The sequence below is a fragment of the Bacillus cereus group sp. RP32 genome (assembly GCF_040459735.1).
Taxonomy (GTDB): Bacteria; Bacillota; Bacilli; order Bacillales; family Bacillaceae_G; genus Bacillus_A; species Bacillus_A wiedmannii.
This window is the reverse complement of sequence record NZ_JARVHO010000001.1, coordinates 4,547,967-4,568,686: the sequence shown is the minus strand read 5'-3', so window position 1 is coordinate 4,568,686 and position 20,720 is coordinate 4,547,967. Positions and strand designations below refer to the sequence as shown.

The window sequence follows — 20,720 nt, the reverse complement described above, 5'->3', positions numbered from 1 at the left end:
ATAAAAAAATCCCTCTTTATGAGGGATTTTAATGTGGTAAGAAAATCAATTGATAAGCGAACAAGATTCCGAATACATACACAAGTGGGTGAACAGAACGGAATTTACCTTTTGCCACTTTCATAAGTGGGTATGAAATAAATCCAAGTGCGATACCTGTTGCGATACTTGATGTAAGTGGCATGCTTAATATTACTAAGAATGCTGGGAATGCTTCATCAAATGCGTCCCAATCGATGTGGCGAACTGATCCCATCATAAGACTACCAACGATAATTAATGATGGTGCAGTAATAGCTGATACACCAGAAACGGCGCTTACTAATGGTCCGAAGAATGCTGCTAGTGCAAATAGAACAGCTACTGTAACAGTTGTTAAACCAGTACGACCACCAGCTGCAACACCAGCAGATGATTCAATGTACGCTGTTGATGGTGTTGTTCCGAACATAGAACCGATTGTTGCTGAGAATGAGTCAGATAGAAGAGCTCGTCCAGCTTTTGGAAGCTTTCCATCTTTCATAAATCCACCTTGTTGAGCAACTCCAAGTAATGTACCTGTTGTATCGAATAATGTAACAAGGAAGAATGAAAATACAACGCCGTATAATCCGTAGTTAATTACATCAGATACAGCAGTAATTGGATTTGAAACGATGATTCCTTCTGGTAATCCAGGCATTGATGTAACGCCGTTTGAGAATGATAATTGTCCTGTGAAGAAAGCGATAATACCAGTTAATAGCATTCCGATAAATAGTGCGCCATTTACATTTAAAGACATAAGGACAATTGTAATTCCAAGTCCAGCTAATGCTAGTAGTACTGGAGCAGAGTGAAGATCACCAAGTCCAACTAAGTTTGCATCGTTTTTTGTAACGATACCTGTTAAGCGTAAACCGATAAAGGCGATGAAAAGACCGATACCAGCAGTAATTGCATGTTTTAAGTTTTCAGGAATTGCTTCCATTAATTTTGTACGGAAAGATGTGAATGATAACAAAATTAAAATCATACCTGCTACGAATACAGCAGAGAATGCAATTGCGAAATTCATGCCTTCATGAGCTTTTACAACAGAGTAAGAGAAGTAAGCATTTAATCCCATACCTGGTGCAATTGCGATTGGTAAGTTTGTAAAGATCGCCATAAATAATGTTCCGACAACAGCAGCGATAATGGTTGCTGTAAATGCTTGTTCAAATGGAACTCCTGCATCCCCAAGGATGACAGGGTTTACGACAATGATATATGCCATTGTTAAGAAGGTAATAATACCTGCCATAATTTCAGTTTTAATAGAAGTTTTATGTTTTGAAAGGTTAAACATATAAACATCCTTTCTGTTTACGAATAATTTTCACAACAGTTATATATAATATTCGTTTTTTAACTATTTTGCAATAGTTTTGCATAAAAAGTTTACAACAATTCATATTTTGTGTCTTAAATTCGAATATTAATCGTAAAACGAAGTGTGAATTTCAGTTTTTATTGTGCACATATTATAAGGAAAAGGAGTTGAAAGAAGATATGCCGCAGCAAAAAAACTTTGTAACAATGCCAGCGCAACATCAAAATAAACAACCTGGTATTGAATCGTTAATGAACCCTCTACCGCAGTTTGAAGATCCAAACTATAAAGGAAGCGAAAAGTTAAAAGGAAAAAATATATTAATTACAGGAGGGGATAGCGGGATTGGACGTGCTGTTTCCATCGCTTTTGCGAAAGAGGGAGCGAATATTGCGATTGCGTATTTAGATGAAGAGGGAGATGCGAATGAGACGAAGCAACGTATAGAACAAGAAGGTGTAAAGTGTGTGTTGTTACCGGGGGATTTAAGCGATGAACAGCATTGTAAAGATATTGTAGAAGAGACTGTCCGGCAGCTAGGTAGTGTAAATGTTTTAGTAAACAATGTCGCGCAGCAATATCCGCAGCAAGGGCTAGAATATATTACAGCAGAACAGCTAGAAAAGACTTTTCGTATTAATATTTTTTCTTATTTTCACGTTACGAAAGCAGCACTTTCTCATTTCAAGCAAGGGGATGTCATTATCAATACGGCATCTATCGTTGCGTATGAAGGAAATGAAACGTTAATTGATTATTCCGCAACGAAAGGAGCAATCGTAGCTTTTACAAGGTCACTTTCCCAATCGTTAGTGCAGAAAGGGATTCGTGTAAATGGTGTTGCGCCCGGGCCAATTTGGACACCACTTATTCCATCAAGCTTTGATGAGAAAAAAGTTGCTCAGTTCGGGAGCAATGTTCCGATGCAAAGGCCTGGTCAACCGTATGAATTAGCGCCAGCATACGTATACTTAGCGTCTGGCGATTCATCCTATGTTACTGGGCAGATGATACATGTAAATGGAGGCGTTATTGTAAATGGATAGTTTTCATTTATAAGAGCAAAGTAAAGTTAATTCCACTTATTATAGTGAGCGCTAGGGGAGAGAGATAGATGAAAAAATTATGTTTCGTCATACTATTATTTTTCATCCTACCGGTTAGTGCCTTTGCTGACACAGATCATCTAATATTAGTGAACCTTACGACAAACCAATTATCTTTTTTTGAAAATGGAAATTATACAAAAACATTCCCCGTAACAACTGGAAGAGATCGTACCCCTACGCCTGAAGGTAATTTTTGTATTATAACTAAATATAAAAATAAAGAATACCATCGAAAAAAAATAGCTGGTGGTGCACCGAATAATCCTCTTGGTACGAGATGGCTTGGACTAGATAAAAATGAATATGCGATTCACGGGACAAATCGGGAATGGACAATTGGAAGTAGGGAATCAAATGGTTGTATTCGTATGCATGACAGAGATATACAGTGGCTATATGACCGAGTCCAATTACAAACAAAAGTAATCATTTCCCGTTTTCATACGAGCCCTGAATATGAAGCGAATAAACTTGGTTACCGCGTTGTGAGCTGGAATGGTCGTAAAGTAGAGGAAGAGCAAATTGGCGTGCTTACGTTAGTAGACCGTGCCGATATATATTGGCAAGAACCAAATGGGCAGTTAACGAAAGTGAAAACGGTATTGCCGAATGAAAGATATTCAGTGTATTCAAAACGAAAAGATGGAATATATTATATAGGAAAAAATTTGTATATGGTGGATGAAACTGGAGAGAAAATTCGTTATGAGCAAATTCCTTCTTCGGTTTTAAGTAATGTATATAAACGAAAATATAATGTTCCGTAATAAGCTACCGTATTATATACGGTAGCTTATTTCTACTTCGAGTTTAACTGCAACTATTGTATTTTGCTGAATATAATACAGTACAGATAGGGGGGCGGTTACATTATGAAAAGTGAATTTGCTTTTAAAGTTTTCTTAGTAACGACCTGTTTATTTATCGTGTATTTGTATGCGTTTCTCGTTTTTTCTTTTTATGTTCCATATGTTGATTTAATATTGTTCTTCGGATTTATTTTGGCATTTGTGAAAGCAAGAGAAGGTGAGAAGAGTATATATCGGCGCATTACCCTATGCGGGACAGCTATTCTCGTTATTTTGTACTTTTTTATGATGCATGATTTTTGGAGGGGGATGTAAAAAAGCATACGAATAATCGTATGCTTTTTATGTTTAATATTTTGGCTTAAATGTATGACAACAAGTTTCTACACTCGTTGCTACAGAACTTTCTAGCGTCTCGTTTGTTAAAACTGCACTTGTATACGATTCATTTTCAGTTTGACCTGTTTCATCCGCATCTGGCTGAACGATAATCGCACTTGCTTGACAAAAGTTACCTTGTCCCCAAAATGAGCAATTGGAAACAGAGCATCTTACTTCTGGCATAAAACCCCCTCCTTATACATTAGTTTGGGACTTTATGCCCATTTCATGTGTAGAAGGAGTTTCCTTTTCTCGTTATTTTTTCGTTTGTTCAAGCCATTCTTTTAATTTGTCTTTCGGCTGTTCACCACTAATACGACTTACTTCTTTGCCATCTTTAAAGTGAATGATTGTTGGAGTTCCTTTAATTTTATATTCATCCCAAGGAGCATCTATTTTTTCAATATCCATCACTTTCATATCAACGTTCAAGTCTTTAGCCATTGGTACTACGACAGGAGATAGCTTTTGACAATGAACACAAGATGTTTGATAAAAGTATACTGTTTCTTCTTTTTTCTCTTTTAAATTCTTTTGAAGATCTGAAAGAGAGATTTTGTTTGTATAGTAGTCAGGACCATCTGTTTTACTATCAGTAGCATTATCAATTTTTTGACTAGTAGCATTTTTTTCTTCCATTTGTGTGACAGCGAAAATTGCTGCAAATAAGGCGATAATAATACCACCAAATATAAGCATTTTTTTCATTGTTTCATCTCCTTATTTGTTTTTTATTACAATAAAACTACATACAGCGATTGTAATAAAGCCGATAAGTGCTAAAAACGGGATTGTAATAAAACCAAACCAGTTTATGAATTCTCCGGTGCAGGGTACACGGCCGCAAGCTGCTCCAGCAGCTGAAAATGCTGGGACTTTTTGAATTGCATAGTGATATAAAGAAATACAAGCCCCAATACTTGCAATTGGTAAAGAATAACTTGCGATGCGATAATCTTTCTTTGCTACAGCGATACCAAGCCATAAAACGAATGGATACATAAAAATACGTTGATACCAACAAAGTACACAAGGTTCAAATTTCATGATTTCGGAAAAATAAAGACTTCCTAGTGTAGCGATAAAAGAAGCTCCCCATGCGGTAAGTAAAGCATATTCTTGCTTTTTTTCTCGTCCCATATTTTATACCTCTCTTATAATAGTTACATACTAAATTATAGTATGAAGTAGTACAGAAAAGAAAGAAAAAATATGTTTATCAATAAAAGTTTTATAAGGGGAAACTTTTATTGATATAAACATTTTAAAAAAGCGCTATTCTCATAAAGAGAATAGCGCTATATTTTACATTTGAATTTGCTCTAATTCATCTATATGTGACTTTTGGGATGCGTGGTCAATATATTGAAATAGGAGCTGCAATTGTTTATCAACTTCTGGTAGTTCTTTACTGTATTGATAAGCGTGTAAAAAGTGTTCAATACGCTTAGAAAATAATTGATCGTTCGTTTGAACCATAAGAACGAGTAATTTATCCCAATTACAGCAATACGTGTAATAGAGAGCTTTATCATAGTCGTTATATGTTTGCACTGTGTACCCTCCTTACTGAGGAGTTATATATAGTGTGTGACAAGCAAGGAGAAATACACTTGAAAGAATTTGTTAAGAAAAAAAGCGAATGAAAAGAAAAAACGAGGAATGTCCCCGTTTTTAAGCTTTTGGCATTGGCGTAGGTGTTGGCTTGCCGTAGCCCTCTTTATATTTATTGTCGATATAGTTACGAATTTCGAGCGTTGATTTTCCTTTTTGTTTCATGGAAGCAGATTCAACTGCGATTTCTAAGCAATTGACGCAAGTCGTTGCGTGGGAATCCCAAACAACTTCACCATTCTTTTTAATTTCACGAATAAAGCAGTTTTTATTATTTTTATGTCCCACACTATCACCACAACCGCAGTAACATGGAATCCAATCTAATAGTTCTGCATTTTGTCCAGCGACAGTGTAGATATCTTTCATTTGTGGATCAAGCTTGTCTAAGAAGGTAGGAAGTGTGTCGACTCCTTTTGTTTTTTCTTGAATATCAGCTTGCTGAGTATGCGATGCGTGGTCATGCTCTTCCTTTGATTCAGATGATTTTTTTTCATTTGTACTAGTAGCTCCGCATCCAGCAAGAATTAAACTTAGTACTGCAAGTAAAGAAAATACATATTTTTTCATACGCTTGTCCCCTTTACAAATGTATTACTCAAATTGTATCAAAGATTACGGTGTATCGGTTGAAGATTTTTTCGACTGATTTTTGAGGCGCCATCGCACGGAATGAAATAGAAATAAAATTGGGATATAGGCGTATACAATATATAAACCAGCTTGAGATAGTACCGTATTTAATGTATTGATACTTTCACGGTTTGTGAAAAATAAGGAAGCTGTAAAGACCATGAAAATAAAAAATGGTAATGTGAATGTAAAGGGAATATGGAATGAACGCTTCATCGTTTGACATGATGACCAAATGGTTAAGCAAAGGTTTGGCAAAATAATTAAAAACCAAACAAAAATAATAATGTATTCAAAGCGTTGAATAAAAGGAACCTTAATAATTTTTAACATTGTTAAAGTAGGCCAAATCGTGTGATTTAATTGCCCCTCGCTGTAATACATAAAAGATACGATGGCTAAAATCACGTAGATTAAGGTAGTAAAAGCAGTTCCGGCATGGGCCCATCTTTTTAAGGATTTTCCTTTTTCAATAAATGGATAGAAGATTAGGATTGCTTCAAAACCAAGAAATTCTAAAGCAGAGTGTTTTGCTGATATGAGCATGTCAAAAGGTGAATGTGTAAAAATAGGTAAAATATTACGGAAATGTGCATATTTCAGCGGATAAATTAAAAAGAACACAACGAAAATAGGAAGTACAATGCCCCAAAAGCATATCCCTGTTACAGAGCGGAACCCGCCTTTTATAATATAGTAAGTCACTAATAAAAACATAAGGGTAAGTTTCCATAATTTAATAGTAGGGAAAATCCAAACTTGTATTACTTCCATATATGTACGAAGAACAGTAAGGCAGAATAATAAGCAATAAAGAGTAAAAATTACGGAAAATATAGAACCCATCCATTTTCCAAAGGTCGTCGTATGAATGCTAATCAAATCTCCATCTTTTTCTAACATTTTTAGCATGCAAAACAGTACAATGTGAGTTGCAATGCCTGCTATGATTAGAGAAATCCAAGCATCATAACCAGCATTTTTTAAAATTACACGTTGATATCCGAGAATTCCTATACCGATCTGGAGAGAATGCAATAAAATAAATGCAAAATATGGTGAGACAGTTTTTGTTTTATTCATTGTATTCATTGCTTATTTCACCTCACTATTCCCCGATTCCAGATTGTACAATGTTAATGTCTAGATTTATATCCACAGCTACATTCGGATACATATTTCGAATTTGGTTTATATTCCATTTTCTCGTATGACTTCTAATTTCATCGCGTATTCCTAAAGGATCAATTTTCTTTTGTTGAAATTGTTTTATTAATTTTTCACAGTCTTGTTCAACATTTCTTTCAATTTGTTTTTTTATATAATTGATATTTGTTTTTTTTCTTAAATCAATCCAAGTAGGAGAGTTTTTAATTAATCCATTTAGTTTCAAATGAATTTTCACTTTTGGTATGTCACCAGTTTGATCTATATCATACTTACTTTCCCCAGCTAAGTTTTGTATGACAACCATACCTTTATGTTTGTTCTTCTTTATCGCTGCTTCGTAACGTCCATTTTTCGTAGGGTTAATAAGTAATTTTGCTAAAACAGAATGTCTTTTATCTGTATACATAACGACTTTATCACCTTTTAAAAAAGCAAGTCCTTTGACAGCCACGGAATGATTATCGTCCATTTTAATATAAGGAACATAAGCATCACATACAGAAGAGTAGTAATTATATAAAAAAATGTTTAATGTGGTTTGTGGAATATTCTCGTTTCGTATATTTTGTTCAAGTAAATCAGCAATGTATAACGAACCATTTTTTTTTCCATAATTTAAAAGCTCTTCAGCCGATCCATCTACAATTGCTAGTTGTACATCACGCCCGATATTTGGGTCACGTTGTAAGTTAGTAATAATTTCCCCCATTCCTTGTTCTCCTAGATCTTTTCCAAATAGAACGACACGCATTTGACCTACAACAACATTGTGGGGGGATTTTGCATTTAATCGTGAAGCGATTGTTTCAAGTGAGCGGGCAGATGTTGATTGAGTTTCTGGTTTCGATTTTACACCATGTGTATACTCTGGAAATAAGATCGTTCCTTGGAATCTTTTGTTTTTTGTGATGTCAAATCCAGCAATATGAATAATACGCTGTGTATCCACTATATACGTTTGTGTACAGCCAGTTTGTAGAACAAAAAGGGTTATAATAAGGAACAATAAGAGTTTTTTCATTCATTATCACCATCACGTTTTTGCTTCGCTTTGTTCGGATTATAGCGCCATTTAGATTTTGGTCTAAGGAAAGAAGGCCTTTGTGCAGTTTGGCTAAACGGTAAACGGAAAAAACCTTCCGCTGTACCTAAACCACGAAATGGATATAAAGGTAATAAATAAGGTGATCCAAGTGATTTTAATTTAATTAAATGAGCTAAAATAAACACAAACCCGACAATAAGACCTAATCCACCAAATGCACCAGCTAAAAGAATAAGCGGAAATCGTAACAACCGAATAGTAGAAGACATTTTTACAGTCGGCGTTGTGAAAGATGCAAGAGCGGATAAAGCAACTGCAATTAATAAAATCGTACTCGTTAAAGCGGCTTCAACAGATGCTTGCCCAATTACAATCCCGCCAACAATACCAATTGTTTGTCCGACTTTCGTCGGTAAACGTGCTCCCGCTTCACGAAGCAATTCGATTGTAATCTCTAGAAAGAGTGCTTCTAGAATAGGCGGGAAAGGTACGTTCGCTCTCGAGAAAATAATAGGTCCTAGTAAATCAGCAGGAATCATTTGATAATGATATGTTAAAGCCGCTGTATAAATAGCGGAGGAAAAAAGAGAAAATATAGCTCCGAAAAAACGGATAACGCGAAAGAACGATCCAATCATCCACGGTAAATAATAATCTTCTGGTGAAATGAAAAAATCTAGTAATGTTGTCGGTCCTAATAAAGCATATGGAGAGCCATCTGTTAAAATTAAAACTTCCCCGTTAATTAATGCAAATACTGCTCGATCTAATCGTTCTGTAGGTAATAGAACAGGGAATGGTGAATTGCTATTATCACTAATAAATTGCTCAATCATAGTCGAATCAAATGGAACATCAAAGTCAATGTCTTCTAGTCGTTGTATTGCAGTGTTGATAAATTGTTCATTTGTAACCCCTTCAATATAAGCAACTGCTACTTTCGTTTTTGACATAGATCCAACGATAACTTCTTTGAAAATGAGTTGCTCCGTTACAATATTTCGGCGCAATAAGTGTATATTTGTATCGAGGTTTTCAACGAAACCGATTTTAGGTCCAATTACGCTATACTCATTTTCTGTATCGTTATATAATCGTGTTCCTAAAACAGTACTTTCGGCACGAATTAAAGCATATTGATCGGGATTCGAATTGCTTTTTAAGCGTACTAAAATATATCCGCCTAATAATTTCTCACGAATATCATCAATAGAGGGAGAAATAATAATATCTTCAATGGAGACAATATTACATAGGTCAGAGATATTTTGAATATGTTCTGATTCCTTTTTTAGAGGAGTTAAAATAAACTGTTTAATAATAAGTGCTTCCACGACAGATTTATAATAAAACAAGCATAACGTTTCATCTTCAAGTACGTTATAAGAGACAAAATCGCTAGATTCTTTCATGGTTTTTATAAATTCTGGAATAGAACAAATTGTTTTTGTACTAGTCTTTTTGGATTTCTTAGATGATAAACCGAACATTTTCTCACCCCTAACATATATCATGTGCTTATGTTAGTTTTTGGGAAAGACAGGAATTTATACTTGAAAATTGAAAGTTCATAAAGAAAAGGAAGAGTATTGAAAATCTCTTCCTTTTTGGCGTATTAAGTTGTTTTCTTTTCCTTAATAGACTTTACTAATTTAATCATTTCAGTTCGTATATCTTCTTTTTTTACATTTAATTTTTCGGCAATCTGTTTCATATCCATTCCGTCTTTTTTCATTTTTAGTACATCGTCAAGAGGGGTATTACTTTTTTGAGAGATGATTGTTAATACTGTGAGCTGACGTAATCCGATATTGTATTCTTTCATTTTTTGTTTTAGTCCGTCTGGTGTAGATTTTTGCATATTTGCTAATTGTTGCAGTAGTGCTTTTTTCGTTTCTTTATTCATATGATGCTTTTTCAACTTACTTGGATCTACGCCGAAATGCTCGGCTGTTTTCTCCCAAGATTTATTTTGTTTATAGTAAGCTAAAACGTCTTTTATTTCTTTTTTACCGATTCTTGCAATGTGAGCAGCTTTCCAAATTTCATGTTTATTATAGCCGAGTTTTTCGAGCGACTGCATTTCTTCTTCTGAAATAGGCTTATGATGGTGCAATGTTATTTCTTTTGGCGTGGCGGCGAAAGTAGGGAAGACGGTTGCCACGAATAATAATGTTGCCATAGTCATACTTACTGCGATTTTTTTGTACATATAAACTCCTCCTAGACGGATAATGTGGAAAACTGTACACATATCATTTCCATAAAATGTGAAATACTTGTGAACAAGTTAAGTTTTTTTATTCACAGTATAAAATGACGTTTTTGGAAGTTTTCCAACATAAAACATTGATTAATAGTAAAAAACTAAGGTATAATCGAAATTGAAAATCAATATCAATAACAAATGTATACATATAGATGAAAATAAGGGAGAGAAAAATATGACTACATATACTTCCATCGCAAATGTGATTAAAGAAAGACGCTCTGTACGTACATTCACAGATAAAGCTGTAGATAAAGAGTTATTAATTGAACTATTAAACGACGCAACGTGGGCACCGAATCATAAACACCGTGAACCATGGAATTGTAAATTATACATTGGAGAAGGCCGCAAAAAATTAGTAGATGCAGTATTAAACTCTTTCACAGAAGAAGAAAGAGCGAAACGCGGCAAAATTTTATCAGATCGTTTCTTAAGCACGCCGGCACAAATTGTTGTTTATATTAATGAAGATCCACGTCAAATTCAACGCGACGAAGATTACGCTGCAACATGTGCATTTATGCAAAACTTCCAACTGCTTGCTTGGGAACGCGGATTAGGTTGTGTTTGGAAATCAGGCGGATTAAACTACAATCCATTATTTATAGAAGGACTTGGTTTAACAAGAGGTCAACGCATCGTTGGAATTCTTCACCTTGGCTATTTCGATAAAGCACCAGAAGGAAAAGCTCGTACACCGATTACTGAGAAGATGGAGATTATTGAAGGTTAATTTAATATTTGTTTGTAAAAGAAGCACATTCTTAATTTTAGGAATGTGCTTCTTTTTATATTTTATTGGAATGTATTAGTTTGATAGTAATAGAGAAGCGCGGTTTAATTTTAAATATTGTCCTTCTTGAATCGTTAAATAGCGCTCTTCTTTAAAGTTATCATTGCTAATGATGTTTTTTAAGCCATTTACAGTACTATTTGCATGTAGGGAGTAGTATCCTGTTGCTCCATCATTTGGGACCAACTTATACTCACCAGCAGGAACATCAATTCCTACGCGGTACATGCCTGGAATTAGCTCTTTACCGTCTAATGGGATTTTTTCTACTTTAGTTGCTGGTAACATTTTAGCACGCTTTAGTTGTAAATATTGTCCATCTTCTACAGTAAGAAATCTAAAGGTTGCAAAATTATCATTCTGTAAAATGTTGTTAGATGATCCAGTACTATCTTTTAGAACTGCAAAATAAGCACTTTGCTCTTGATCAGCTAAGAGGAAATATTCACCAGGAGGTAAATCTGTACCAACTTTATACATACCAGATTTAATACTTTCATCTTTTTTGGGTTCGGGCTTTGCTGTATCAGTAGTTGTAGTTGCCTTAGCTTCAGAAGAATTTTGTGTTGTTTCTTCTTGTTTTTTTGTTTCATTTGTTTTTTGTGTTGTTTCTTTTGCGTTTCCTTCACATGCTGTTAAGAGAATAAGGAAACAAGTAAGAAATAAAATATAACATTTCTTCATGATATAACTCCTTGTTGTATAATATTTTAATAATTTAATAGTATAACTTTAGGATATTTAAAATACTAGTGTTCTGTGAATAAATGGTATTTAATGAAAATTAAGTTTATTTGTAAAATGAATGAACAATGCTGTTTATTATGCAATCAATCCTCATGAAAGCTTGTTCCTCATCATACACTTTCTTAAGGGAAAGTGTAAGGAGGGAAAATAATGAGAGCAAGTGAAGATAAAGCGCTGCAATATGCGATTGCGGAAATTACGGAAATTGCGACTGGATTTGGGCTTGATTTTTATCCGATGCGTTATGAAGTATGTCCAGCGGAAATTATTTATACATTTGGTGCATATGGGATGCCGACGAGGTTTTCGCATTGGAGTTTTGGAAAGCAATTTTTCAGAATGAAATTACAATACGATTTAGGACTTAGTAAAATTTATGAACTCGTTATTAACTCTAATCCATGTTACGCCTTTTTATTAGATACGAATTCTTTAATTCAAAATAAATTAATAGTGGCGCACGTTTTAGCGCACTGTGATTTCTTCAAAAATAATATTCGTTTCTCTAATACGAAACGCGATATGGTGGAGAGTATGGCAGCGACAGCAGATCGTGTGAAGGCGTATGAACATAAGTATGGAAGAGAAGAGGTAGAAACGTTCTTGGATGCAGTACTTGCCATTCAAGAACATATTGATCCATCGCTTATGCGTCCGAAACTTGCTTGGAGTATTGGAGATTTAGAAGAGGATGTAGAAAAGAAAAAGATATCACAGTACGATGATTTATGGAATTTAGATGATCGAAACAAAAAGAGGGAACGACCTAATATGCATAAAAAGAAGAAAATTCCGCCGCAGCCAGAAAAAGATTTACTCCTCTTTATTGAAGAATATAGCCGTGAGCTAGAAGAGTGGCAGCGCGACATATTAACGATGATGCGCGAGGAAATGTTATATTTCTGGCCACAGCTTGAAACGAAGATTATGAATGAAGGCTGGGCTTCCTTCTGGCATCAACGCATACTTCGTGAAATGGACTTAACATCTTCTGAAGCGATTGAATTCGCAAAGCTTAATGCAGGTGTAGTTCAACCATCAAAAACAAGCATTAACCCATACTACCTCGGTATTAAAATGTTCGAAGATATTGAAGAACGCTACAATAACCCGACAGAAGAAATGAAGCGACGCGGTGTAAAACCAGGATCTGGTCGAGACAAAATTTTTGAAGTACGTGAAATTGAGTGGGACGTATCGTTCTTAAGAAACTACTTAAATAAAGACCTCGTAATGAGAGAAGATATGTACTTATTCCAGCGCCAAGGAAAAGAATATAAAGTGATTGATAAAGAATGGGAGCATGTGCGTGATCAACTTGTAAATATGCGTACTAATGGAGGTTTCCCGTACTTAGTAGTAGAAGATGGAGACTACTTAAAGAATGGGGAATTGTACATTAAACATAGCTATGAAGGAATTGAACTAGATTTAAAATACTTAGAAAAAGTATTACCGTATCTTCATCAGCTATGGGGAAGAACGGTGCATATGGAGTCCATTGTGGAGAGTAAGGGCGTTGTGTTTTCTTATGATGGGAAGATGGTGCATCGGAAGTATGTGTGATGTAATAAAAAGAACGGACAAAGAATTTCTTGTCCGTTCTTTTTATTTGGAAAATCTAAGTTTTATGTTTAACTCAAAGTAAAGAATGTAAATAATTTTATCGTTTTATTAAGTCAATGTAATTAATAATGATAATCATTATTAATTACATTGACTTCTAAAAAAAGAAAAACTAGAATTTATAAAGAGATCTTCAATTGTTCGCTATCATTTGTATAGGAGATAAGTTATGTTGGATAGCTTTATTTCTATAAGATGTAGGTTGGCTCTTTATAGTTTTGGTGTTCTTTTTATCTTTTTTTGTACAGTATTTTTGGTGAATCAGAAGGTTTATGCAGAAGATGTACCGTGGACATCAGTTTCAAATGAGGGAGACAGGGTACTGTTTGAAGAACATTCTTTGCGTATTAAGGATGAAGATAGGAGAGAGCTTATTTCAGATCCTTTTGAAGGTCGTAAACATCGAGGAGAGGATTGGGGATATTTATTAAGAGACACTAACTTTAAATATTCATCTAATATCCTTACACATTCTGTAATAGGAAGAGATGATCGAATTAGAGTTATTGATACAACTTTGTATCCTTATCGGACTATAGTGCATAATGAGGAGAATGGTAGTAAGGTTGTTGATTCCGTAACTTTTCATGTTAAAAATAAAGAGAAACAGTCGGTAAAAGATTTTGAAATTATACTTATGAAAGATGCATCACCTGAGCCCAGTAAAGAAATTGGGATTTCCATAGGGAGAACGGATGAAGAAGGAAAAGTTATTTGGAGGAATGTGAGGAAGGGAAATTATATCATATTTTTGCCAAATGGTGAGACGCAAATAGTTAGAGTTAATGCTAGAGATGAAATGAGAGTAATAAATATATTATTGTAGAAAACGAATCCATTTTGAAAAAGAATAATCAAAATGGATTCGTTTTTTATATGGAGTTTTTGTTTACCAAACAGGGCGTATATTTGATGATAATTTTCCTGTATTTTTTTTAGTAACGAATGTTGTTAAGTCTTCTTTAAGCATTTGCATTCGTTCTGCACCTATGTTTTCAATCCATCGCTGTTCTATTTCAGCTATTATTTCTTCTTTTGCTTTCATTACTGACAAACCACGTTCGGTTAAAACAATGATTTTACCTCTTTTATCAGTAGGATGCGTTTTACGTGTAACGTAACCACTACTCTCAAGAGAATCTACCATTTTACTTACAGCTTGTTTGGAAATCCCTAAATACTCAGCGAGTTCTATACCAGTTGCTCCATTAGGAAGAATGCGTTTGAACATAAAACCATGTGCTGGCCTAATATCTTCAAATCCTAATTCACTTAATTTTTCATGTAGTTCAGTAATTAATGTACTGAAAGATAATGATAAAAGTGAAGTAAGGTCTAGTTCGTTAAATGTTGAATGATCCATGTATATAACCTCCGTAATTATAGTCAATTAAGTTGACTACATGTGAAACCTATTGTACTATACGGAATATAGTCAATCAAATTGACTATATTCCGTATAGTACAAATAATAATTTATATAAATAGAATCAATGGAGGTTTCACATGGTTAATATCGTTAAAATTAGAGGGAGTGTATTTGCACCATATGCATCGCTGGAACCTATTAAGGATTCTGCAACAGGAAGAGTGTTTGAATATGCTGGAGATGCACGTGAGTTTACACCATACGCTGTGAACACAAAGCGTTCAAGATTAGAACAAGAAGTGAATATTGATTTTTATAAAAAAGAAATTTTCACATATGCAGATGCTTGTATCGTCACTGTGAAGATTACAAATCCAGATGGCTCAATTGAGTATCAAAAGGGAGAGACAAGTACAGATAACATTGCATGTACAAATATTGTATGGAGTGAAGATGAAGTTTCATTTGAAATGAGAGCAAGTGCAAGTAATCCGTTAAACACGACAGCACCTGCAGCTGACTATTTTTTGACTATACGAGTTAATGAATGTGGTACTGTGCATGTTGAAGGTGTACACGATGGTTTCCCTTGCTATGAATTTTATAAACAAATAGACTTTGGTTCATTTGAATTAATATACACACATGATTTCAGAGAAACGGATGATACTCCAGCAGCACTAGCTGGAGTAATGGAATATAGTTTTAAAACGACAATCTAATAAATATAGCGCTATTTTTCAGAAGGAAGTAGCAAACGTTAAAAGAGAAATCTATTGATTATGGGACCGAAATTGTGATCTGTTTTACTCAATGATATGCAGTATTTAAAATAAAATTATAGAGGTGTTTCTTATGACTAATATCGTTAAAATTAGAGCCAGTGTATTTATTCCAATGTCTTGGACTGAAGCTAAGAAGGATATGGAAACGGGAAAAGTAATCCAATTCGAAGGTGATTCCCGTGAATTTACACCGTATGCGGTAAACGCTATGCGCTCTAGAGTTGAGCAAGAGGTAGTAGTGGATTTTTATAAAGAAGAAGTGTTTTCATATGTGGACACGGGTATTACGACAGAGAAGGTTACAAACCCAGATGGTTCGGTGAATAAAAGAACAGGAAAAGCGAGTACTGAAAATATTGTGTGTACGGATATTGAATGGAATTCTGATGGTGTGCAATTCAAAATGAGAGCAAGTGCAAGTAATCCGTTAAATATGTATGCTCCTCCTGTGGACTATTTATTAACTGTATGTGTGAAAAAGGATGGTAGTATCAATATTCAAGGAGAACATGATGGATTCCCTTGTTTCGAATTTTATAAGCAAGTAGATTTCGGTTCATTTGAACAAATTTATACACATGATTTTAGAGAAACTGGTGATACACCTGAAGCGTTAGGTGGAGAAATGGATTATAGTTTTACAAAGAGTTTATAGGAAGTATGACAAATTACTTTATTCGTAAATGAATTCAGCCGTCAAAAATAAGTATTACTCCATACTACGCCGCCTTTAGGCATGGATTTAATCATACAGAAAGGAACCTGGAGATATCTAGGTTCTTTTTTGTTTCGAATTTGTGAACAAAAGATATATATATTGAAAATGATTTTTGTATATTTTATTATATACCCATACGGGTATAAGTTTTCTGTTTTTGATACATTAAGAAAATAAATAAGATGGAGGTTTGAAATATGTCTAGAAATATTGTAGTAGTAGGTGGAGTTGCTGGTGGAGCATCAGTAGCTGCAAGGCTTCGTCGTTTAAGTGAAGAGGATGAAATTATTATGGTGGAGCGTGGTGAATATATTTCATTTGCGAATTGTGGATTACCATACTACATTGGCGGTGTCATTACAGAAAGACAAAAGTTATTAGTACAAACTGTTGAAAGGATGTCAAAGCGTTTTAATTTAGATATACGTGTATTGAGTGAAGTGGTAAAGATTAATAAAGAAGAGAAAACAATTACGATAAAGAATGTAACTACAAATGAAACATATAACGAGGGATATGATGTGTTAATTCTTTCACCAGGAGCAAAACCAATCGTTCCATCTATTCCAGGTATTGAAGAAGCGAAGGCGATGTTTACGTTACGAAATGTACCTGATACAGATCGCATTAAAGCGTATATTGATGAGAAGAAACCACGTCATGCGACGGTTATTGGTGGTGGATTTATTGGAGTTGAAATGGTTGAAAACTTAAGAGAACGAGGAATTGATGTTACTCTTGTAGAGATGGCAAATCAAGTAATGCCACCAATTGATTATGAAATGGCAGCATATGTGCATGAGCATATGAAAAAGCACAATGTTGAGCTTGTTTTAGAAGATGGTGTAGATACATTAGAAGAGAACGGGACTGTTGTACGTTTAAAAAGTGGTTCAATCATAAAGACAGATATGATTATTTTAGCAATTGGTGTGCAACCAGAGAGCAGTTTAGCGAAGGATGCAGGGTTAGCACTAGGAGTTAGAGGAACGATAAAGGTAGATGAGAGTTTTCAAACGTCGGACCCGCACATATATGCAATTGGTGATGCGATTGAAGTAAAGGATTTTGTTACAGAAACAGAAACGATGATTCCGTTAGCGTGGCCAGCTAATCGTCAAGGTCGCATGTTAGCAGATATTATTCATGGTCATACGGATTCTTTATATAAAGGTACGCTGGGAACTTCTGTAGCTAAAGTTTTTGATTTAACAGTTGCTGCGACGGGAGTAAATGAGAAAATATTAAAACGATTAAATATACCCTATGAGGTAGTACATGTACAGGCGAATTCGCATGCGGGATATTATCCGAATGCGACGCCAGTGTTAATAAAATTAATTTTTAATAAAGAAAGCGGAAAAATTTATGGGGCGCAGGCGTTAGGGCGTGACGGTGTAGATAAGCGTATTGATGTTATTGCAACGGCAATAAAAGCAAATTTAACTGTAATTGATTTGCCTGATTTAGAATTATCATACGCACCGCCTTATTCTTCTGCAAAAGACCCAGTAAACATGGTGGGGTATGCAGCAAGTAATATAGTAAATGGTTTCGTGGACACAGTACAATGGCATGAAATAGATCGTATTGTTGAAAATGGTGGATATCTTATTGATGTTCGAGAGCCTAATGAACTCAAACAAGGAATGATTAAAGGTTCTATTAATATCCCCTTAGATGAGTTACGTGATCGTTTGGATGAAGTACCGGTAGATAAAGAAATATATATTACTTGTCAACTTGGTATGAGAGGTTATGTTGCAGCGCGCATGTTAATGGAAAAAGGATATAAGGTAAAGAATGTAGATGGCGGCTTTAAATTGTATGGGACAGTATTACCAGAACGTGTTGCGTATTAATATTTTTTCATCTTCCACTTCAAAATTTAGTGGAAGATGAAAGCTTATGTATTAAGGTTTCACTTTTTGTTTTGTGAACATATAAGATAAATATTAAAAATAGGGATTTGCAAAATACCATATAGGGTATAATATATTGTCATAAGCTATAAATAGTGACATAATGGTAATGAGGTGATTATAGAATGGAATATAATCAAGATATGAAAAATAGATTGAAACGTATTGAAGGTCAGGTTCGTGGTGTGCTTCGTATGATGGAAGAAGGAAAAGATTGCCGAGAGGTTATTACACAGTTAACGGCATCTCGTTCTGCACTTGATCGTACAATTGGACTTGTTGTGGGAACGAATTTAGAGCAATGTTTGCGTGAGCAGTTTGAAAGCGGTAATGGTTCAAATGAAGAGTTAATTAAAGAAGCTGTTCAATTACTTGTAAAAAGCCGATAATCTGTCAAACATAAGTGTTGACAGATTATCAAAAACATTTTAATATACCCCTATAGGTATATGTATATAAAGTGAAACTTTAATCAGTGGGGGTTTTGTTCATCCCCCACTGATTATTAGTTGAACCAATCGGGCTTTTACGGGCAGTTGATCTCCCACCTAATTTCTTTGCTTTCGCTGAATTTTGAGGTGGGGGTCTTACTGCCCGTTAATGCGGGATAAATTATGGAGGAATCGACTATGAGTATAAAAGTGGATATGAGTTTAGATTGTAAAGGTTTGGCCTGTCCGATGCCGATTGTGAAGACGAAGAAGGCGATGGAAGGTTTGACATCAGGGCAAGTGATTGAAGTTCAGGCAACAGATAAAGGGTCTACTGTAGATATACAAAGTTGGGCGAGTAAAGTAGGTCATCAGTACATCGGGACGAAACACGAAGGTGATCTATTGATGCATTATGTTAGAAAAGCACACGAGCATGAAGTGAATGAAGTAGTGAAATATCCTCAAATAATTACGAATTCGGAATTGGAAGAGATATTATTAAGTGGTGAAGAGTGTATTGTAGTAGATGTTCGTGAAGCGGCGGAATTCGCTTTTGGTCATATTCCATCGGCTGTTTCCGTGCCGTTAGGAGAATTAGACAGTGCAGCGTTAGATCAGAAGAAGCAAATTTATGTTGTTTGCCGAACTGGTAACCGTAGTGATGTAGCTTGCCACATGTTGAAAGAGAAAGGTTATGCAAATGTGAAAAATGTCATTCCAGGCATGTTAGAGTGGCAAGGCAATGTGGAAAAATAAAATTTTTTAAATAAAAATATACCCATGGGGGTAATTAGATGAACGTTAAACCGTTACAAGCAAAAGATATTGCAGAGAAAGTTTTATTCGGAGAGTTATTTATTTTAGATGTTCGTAATGAGGCGGATTATGAAGATTGGAAAATTGAAGGAAAAGAAGTTACTTCAATGAATGTGCCGTACTTTGATTTATTAGAGGGTGTAGATCATATTGTAAGTGAACTACCTAAAGATAAAGATGTTTTAGTAGTATGCGCAAAAGAAGGGTCTTCTATATTTGTGGCAGAGCAATTAACAGAGGCTGGATTAGAAAATGTTTATTATTTATCTGGTGGTATGAAGGCTTGGAGTGAATATATAAAGCCTATAAAAGTTGGAGATTTAAAAGATGGCGGAAGTATGTATCAGTTTAACCGTCTTGGAAAAGGTTGCTTATCTTATATGGTCGTTTCAAACGGTGAAGCAGCAGTTATTGATGCAGTAAGAACAGTTGAAGCGTACGAAGAGTTTGCGAAAGAGCATGGTGTTACGATTACGAATGTAATGGATACACATTTACATGCAGACCATATTTCTGGCGGACGTAAGTTAGCGGAAAAAGTAGGTGGTACGTATTGGTTGCCGCCAAAAGATGCGGAGGAAGTTGTGTTCTCATATAAACCACTTGTTGAAGGATCTGTTATTACGGTGGGGGGTACTAAAATTGAAATTGACGCATTATACTCACCGGGGCATACGATTGGAAGTACGTCATTTATTGTAGATGATTCCTATTTATTATCAGGCGATATTTTATTTGTAGATTCAATTGGGCGTCCAGACCTTGCTGGGAAAGCTGAAGATTGGGTAAGTGATTTACGTACTACTTTGTATAGCCGATATAAAGAACTATCTCAAAACTTAGTTGTGTTACCGGCTCATTATTCAAAAATAAGTGAAATGGACGAGAGTGGCATTGTTAGTGCTAAATTAAAAGATTTATTTGCGTATAATACAGGATTAAATATTGAGGATGAGGGAGAGTTTCGTAAAGTTGTAACAGAGAATTTACCACCTCAACCGAATGCATATCAAGAAATTCGTCAAACAAATATGGGGCGATTAAATCTAAGTCAAGACGAAGAGCGTGAAATGGAGATTGGTCCAAACCGTTGTGCTGTTCATAATTAATTCGGTTTCAAATG

At 35.0% G+C, this 20,720-nt stretch carries 24 protein-coding genes and 1 pseudogene; 13 read left to right on the top strand and 12 right to left on the bottom strand.

Annotated features, from left to right (window positions below):
• Window positions 1-28: 28 nt before the first annotated feature.
• Window positions 29-1,330 (bottom strand): NCS2 family permease, encoded by a 1,302-nt coding sequence (locus tag QCI46_RS23565; RefSeq protein ID WP_353841565.1) that lies wholly within the window; start codon window positions 1,328-1,330, stop codon window positions 29-31.
• A 203-nt stretch (window positions 1,331-1,533) separates the two neighbouring features.
• Between QCI46_RS23565 and QCI46_RS23560 the strand changes: the two genes are divergently transcribed.
• The 3 genes from QCI46_RS23560 (at window position 1,534) to QCI46_RS23550 (ending at window position 3,587) form a co-directional block, all read left to right on the top strand.
• Window positions 1,534-2,400 carry an SDR family oxidoreductase gene (locus QCI46_RS23560; protein ID WP_353841564.1) on the top strand — a complete coding sequence of 289 codons (867 nt, stop codon included), beginning with the start codon at window positions 1,534-1,536 and terminating at the stop codon, window positions 2,398-2,400.
• A gap of 68 nt (window positions 2,401-2,468) precedes the next feature.
• Window positions 2,469-3,230, top strand: coding sequence for a L,D-transpeptidase (locus tag QCI46_RS23555; RefSeq protein ID WP_353841563.1), 762 nt, complete (start codon window positions 2,469-2,471; stop codon window positions 3,228-3,230).
• Window positions 3,231-3,335: 105 nt separating this feature from the next.
• Complete coding sequence (locus QCI46_RS23550; protein ID WP_342718237.1) at window positions 3,336-3,587, top strand: hypothetical protein; 252 nt, start codon at window positions 3,336-3,338, stop codon at window positions 3,585-3,587.
• 33 nt (window positions 3,588-3,620) lie between these two features.
• On the opposite strand, the gene QCI46_RS23545 is transcribed toward QCI46_RS23550, so the two are convergent.
• The 9 genes from QCI46_RS23545 to QCI46_RS23505 form a co-directional block, all read right to left on the bottom strand.
• Window positions 3,621-3,836: a DUF1540 domain-containing protein gene (locus QCI46_RS23545; RefSeq protein ID WP_001115486.1), complete on the bottom strand. Its 216-nt coding sequence runs from the start codon at window positions 3,834-3,836 to the stop codon at window positions 3,621-3,623.
• A 72-nt stretch (window positions 3,837-3,908) separates the two neighbouring features.
• Complete coding sequence (locus QCI46_RS23540; RefSeq protein ID WP_353841562.1) at window positions 3,909-4,361, bottom strand: thioredoxin family protein; 453 nt, start codon at window positions 4,359-4,361, stop codon at window positions 3,909-3,911.
• 12 nt (window positions 4,362-4,373) lie between these two features.
• Window positions 4,374-4,793 (bottom strand): disulfide formation protein C, encoded by a 420-nt coding sequence (locus QCI46_RS23535; protein ID WP_000532264.1) that lies wholly within the window; start codon window positions 4,791-4,793, stop codon window positions 4,374-4,376.
• 165 nt (window positions 4,794-4,958) lie between these two features.
• Window positions 4,959-5,207, bottom strand: a complete 249-nt coding sequence (locus QCI46_RS23530; RefSeq protein ID WP_353841561.1) for a YhdB family protein — start codon at window positions 5,205-5,207, stop codon at window positions 4,959-4,961.
• A 120-nt stretch (window positions 5,208-5,327) separates the two neighbouring features.
• Complete coding sequence (locus tag QCI46_RS23525; protein WP_097840864.1) at window positions 5,328-5,837, bottom strand: PCYCGC domain-containing protein; 510 nt, start codon at window positions 5,835-5,837, stop codon at window positions 5,328-5,330.
• Window positions 5,838-5,882: 45 nt separating this feature from the next.
• Window positions 5,883-6,992: a GerAB/ArcD/ProY family transporter gene (locus QCI46_RS23520; RefSeq protein ID WP_353841560.1), complete on the bottom strand. Its 1,110-nt coding sequence runs from the start codon at window positions 6,990-6,992 to the stop codon at window positions 5,883-5,885.
• 16 nt (window positions 6,993-7,008) lie between these two features.
• Window positions 7,009-8,091: a Ger(x)C family spore germination protein gene (locus QCI46_RS23515; protein WP_353841559.1), complete on the bottom strand. Its 1,083-nt coding sequence runs from the start codon at window positions 8,089-8,091 to the stop codon at window positions 7,009-7,011.
• Entirely contained in the window at window positions 8,088-9,605 is a 1,518-nt protein-coding gene (locus QCI46_RS23510) for a spore germination protein (RefSeq protein ID WP_353841558.1), read from the bottom strand. Before QCI46_RS23510 ends, QCI46_RS23515 begins: the two co-directional genes overlap by 4 nt.
• A gap of 125 nt (window positions 9,606-9,730) precedes the next feature.
• Entirely contained in the window at window positions 9,731-10,327 is a 597-nt protein-coding gene (locus tag QCI46_RS23505) for a hypothetical protein (protein WP_353841557.1), read from the bottom strand.
• A gap of 232 nt (window positions 10,328-10,559) precedes the next feature.
• Here QCI46_RS23505 and QCI46_RS23500 point away from each other — a divergent pair, with 232 nt between their 5' ends.
• Window positions 10,560-11,120, top strand: coding sequence for a nitroreductase family protein (locus tag QCI46_RS23500; protein ID WP_000214808.1), 561 nt, complete (start codon window positions 10,560-10,562; stop codon window positions 11,118-11,120).
• A 75-nt stretch (window positions 11,121-11,195) separates the two neighbouring features.
• Here the strand turns inward: QCI46_RS23500 and QCI46_RS23495 are convergent, their stop codons facing one another.
• On the bottom strand, window positions 11,196-11,864 hold the full coding sequence (locus QCI46_RS23495; protein WP_353841556.1) for an Rv1352/Rv1906c domain-containing protein: 669 nt from the start codon (window positions 11,862-11,864) through the stop codon (window positions 11,196-11,198).
• A gap of 213 nt (window positions 11,865-12,077) precedes the next feature.
• Here QCI46_RS23495 and spoVR point away from each other — a divergent pair, with 213 nt between their 5' ends.
• The 3 genes and pseudogenes from spoVR (at window position 12,078) to QCI46_RS23485 (ending at window position 14,379) form a co-directional block, all read left to right on the top strand.
• Entirely contained in the window at window positions 12,078-13,493 is a 1,416-nt protein-coding gene (spoVR, locus tag QCI46_RS23490; RefSeq protein WP_001202728.1) for a stage V sporulation protein SpoVR, read from the top strand.
• A 229-nt stretch (window positions 13,494-13,722) separates the two neighbouring features.
• Window positions 13,723-14,097, top strand: a pseudogene (locus QCI46_RS29925) (trypsin-like serine peptidase); the annotation flags it as partial.
• The gene (locus tag QCI46_RS23485) at window positions 14,071-14,379 is read left to right on the top strand and encodes a DUF2606 family protein (RefSeq protein WP_483299032.1); all 309 of its coding nucleotides are present in this window, start codon (window positions 14,071-14,073) and stop codon (window positions 14,377-14,379) included. The pseudogene QCI46_RS29925 and the gene QCI46_RS23485, both read left to right, overlap by 27 nt.
• Before the next feature lie 63 nt (window positions 14,380-14,442).
• On the opposite strand, the gene QCI46_RS23480 is transcribed toward QCI46_RS23485, so the two are convergent.
• Window positions 14,443-14,916 (bottom strand): MarR family winged helix-turn-helix transcriptional regulator, encoded by a 474-nt coding sequence (locus QCI46_RS23480; RefSeq protein ID WP_060487586.1) that lies wholly within the window; start codon window positions 14,914-14,916, stop codon window positions 14,443-14,445.
• A 143-nt stretch (window positions 14,917-15,059) separates the two neighbouring features.
• Here QCI46_RS23480 and QCI46_RS23475 point away from each other — a divergent pair, with 143 nt between their 5' ends.
• From QCI46_RS23475 to QCI46_RS23450, 6 genes are all read left to right on the top strand, one after another.
• Complete coding sequence (locus tag QCI46_RS23475; protein ID WP_353841555.1) at window positions 15,060-15,644, top strand: DUF3238 domain-containing protein; 585 nt, start codon at window positions 15,060-15,062, stop codon at window positions 15,642-15,644.
• Window positions 15,645-15,777: 133 nt separating this feature from the next.
• Window positions 15,778-16,362, top strand: coding sequence for a DUF3238 domain-containing protein (locus QCI46_RS23470; RefSeq protein WP_353841554.1), 585 nt, complete (start codon window positions 15,778-15,780; stop codon window positions 16,360-16,362).
• A gap of 260 nt (window positions 16,363-16,622) precedes the next feature.
• Window positions 16,623-18,287, top strand: coding sequence for a CoA-disulfide reductase (gene cdr, locus QCI46_RS23465; RefSeq protein ID WP_353841553.1), 1,665 nt, complete (start codon window positions 16,623-16,625; stop codon window positions 18,285-18,287).
• A 185-nt stretch (window positions 18,288-18,472) separates the two neighbouring features.
• Complete coding sequence (locus QCI46_RS23460) at window positions 18,473-18,736, top strand: metal-sensitive transcriptional regulator (RefSeq protein WP_000456206.1); 264 nt, start codon at window positions 18,473-18,475, stop codon at window positions 18,734-18,736.
• Between the two features lie 240 nt (window positions 18,737-18,976).
• A complete protein-coding gene (locus QCI46_RS23455) occupies window positions 18,977-19,537 on the top strand; it encodes a sulfurtransferase TusA family protein (protein WP_327959501.1) in 561 nt (186 codons plus the stop codon).
• A gap of 38 nt (window positions 19,538-19,575) precedes the next feature.
• Window positions 19,576-20,706: an MBL fold metallo-hydrolase gene (locus tag QCI46_RS23450; protein WP_327959500.1), complete on the top strand. Its 1,131-nt coding sequence runs from the start codon at window positions 19,576-19,578 to the stop codon at window positions 20,704-20,706.
• The last annotated feature ends 14 nt before the right edge of the window (window positions 20,707-20,720 follow it).

What these genes read in the sequence shown, in the direction of transcription:
- QCI46_RS23565 (WP_353841565.1), bottom strand. Translation starts at nt 1,330, where the DNA reads ATGTTTAACCTTTCAAAACATAAAACTTCTATTAAAACTGAAATTATG.
- QCI46_RS23560 (WP_353841564.1), top strand. Translation starts at nt 1,534, where the DNA reads ATGCCGCAGCAAAAAAACTTTGTAACAATGCCAGCGCAACATCAAAAT.
- QCI46_RS23555 (WP_353841563.1), top strand. Translation starts at nt 2,469, where the DNA reads ATGAAAAAATTATGTTTCGTCATACTATTATTTTTCATCCTACCGGTT.
- QCI46_RS23550 (WP_342718237.1), top strand. Translation starts at nt 3,336, where the DNA reads ATGAAAAGTGAATTTGCTTTTAAAGTTTTCTTAGTAACGACCTGTTTA.
- QCI46_RS23545 (WP_001115486.1), bottom strand. Translation starts at nt 3,836, where the DNA reads ATGCCAGAAGTAAGATGCTCTGTTTCCAATTGCTCATTTTGGGGACAA.
- QCI46_RS23540 (WP_353841562.1), bottom strand. Translation starts at nt 4,361, where the DNA reads ATGAAAAAAATGCTTATATTTGGTGGTATTATTATCGCCTTATTTGCA.
- QCI46_RS23535 (WP_000532264.1), bottom strand. Translation starts at nt 4,793, where the DNA reads ATGGGACGAGAAAAAAAGCAAGAATATGCTTTACTTACCGCATGGGGA.
- QCI46_RS23525 (WP_097840864.1), bottom strand. Translation starts at nt 5,837, where the DNA reads ATGAAAAAATATGTATTTTCTTTACTTGCAGTACTAAGTTTAATTCTT.
- QCI46_RS23520 (WP_353841560.1), bottom strand. Translation starts at nt 6,992, where the DNA reads ATGAATACAATGAATAAAACAAAAACTGTCTCACCATATTTTGCATTT.
- QCI46_RS23515 (WP_353841559.1), bottom strand. Translation starts at nt 8,091, where the DNA reads ATGAAAAAACTCTTATTGTTCCTTATTATAACCCTTTTTGTTCTACAA.
- QCI46_RS23510 (WP_353841558.1), bottom strand. Translation starts at nt 9,605, where the DNA reads ATGTTCGGTTTATCATCTAAGAAATCCAAAAAGACTAGTACAAAAACA.
- QCI46_RS23505 (WP_353841557.1), bottom strand. Translation starts at nt 10,327, where the DNA reads ATGTACAAAAAAATCGCAGTAAGTATGACTATGGCAACATTATTATTC.
- QCI46_RS23500 (WP_000214808.1), top strand. Translation starts at nt 10,560, where the DNA reads ATGACTACATATACTTCCATCGCAAATGTGATTAAAGAAAGACGCTCT.
- QCI46_RS23495 (WP_353841556.1), bottom strand. Translation starts at nt 11,864, where the DNA reads ATGAAGAAATGTTATATTTTATTTCTTACTTGTTTCCTTATTCTCTTA.
- spoVR (WP_001202728.1), top strand. Translation starts at nt 12,078, where the DNA reads ATGAGAGCAAGTGAAGATAAAGCGCTGCAATATGCGATTGCGGAAATT.
- QCI46_RS23480 (WP_060487586.1), bottom strand. Translation starts at nt 14,916, where the DNA reads ATGGATCATTCAACATTTAACGAACTAGACCTTACTTCACTTTTATCA.
- QCI46_RS23475 (WP_353841555.1), top strand. Translation starts at nt 15,060, where the DNA reads ATGGTTAATATCGTTAAAATTAGAGGGAGTGTATTTGCACCATATGCA.
- QCI46_RS23470 (WP_353841554.1), top strand. Translation starts at nt 15,778, where the DNA reads ATGACTAATATCGTTAAAATTAGAGCCAGTGTATTTATTCCAATGTCT.
- cdr (WP_353841553.1), top strand. Translation starts at nt 16,623, where the DNA reads ATGTCTAGAAATATTGTAGTAGTAGGTGGAGTTGCTGGTGGAGCATCA.
- QCI46_RS23460 (WP_000456206.1), top strand. Translation starts at nt 18,473, where the DNA reads ATGGAATATAATCAAGATATGAAAAATAGATTGAAACGTATTGAAGGT.
- QCI46_RS23455 (WP_327959501.1), top strand. Translation starts at nt 18,977, where the DNA reads ATGAGTATAAAAGTGGATATGAGTTTAGATTGTAAAGGTTTGGCCTGT.
- QCI46_RS23450 (WP_327959500.1), top strand. Translation starts at nt 19,576, where the DNA reads ATGAACGTTAAACCGTTACAAGCAAAAGATATTGCAGAGAAAGTTTTA.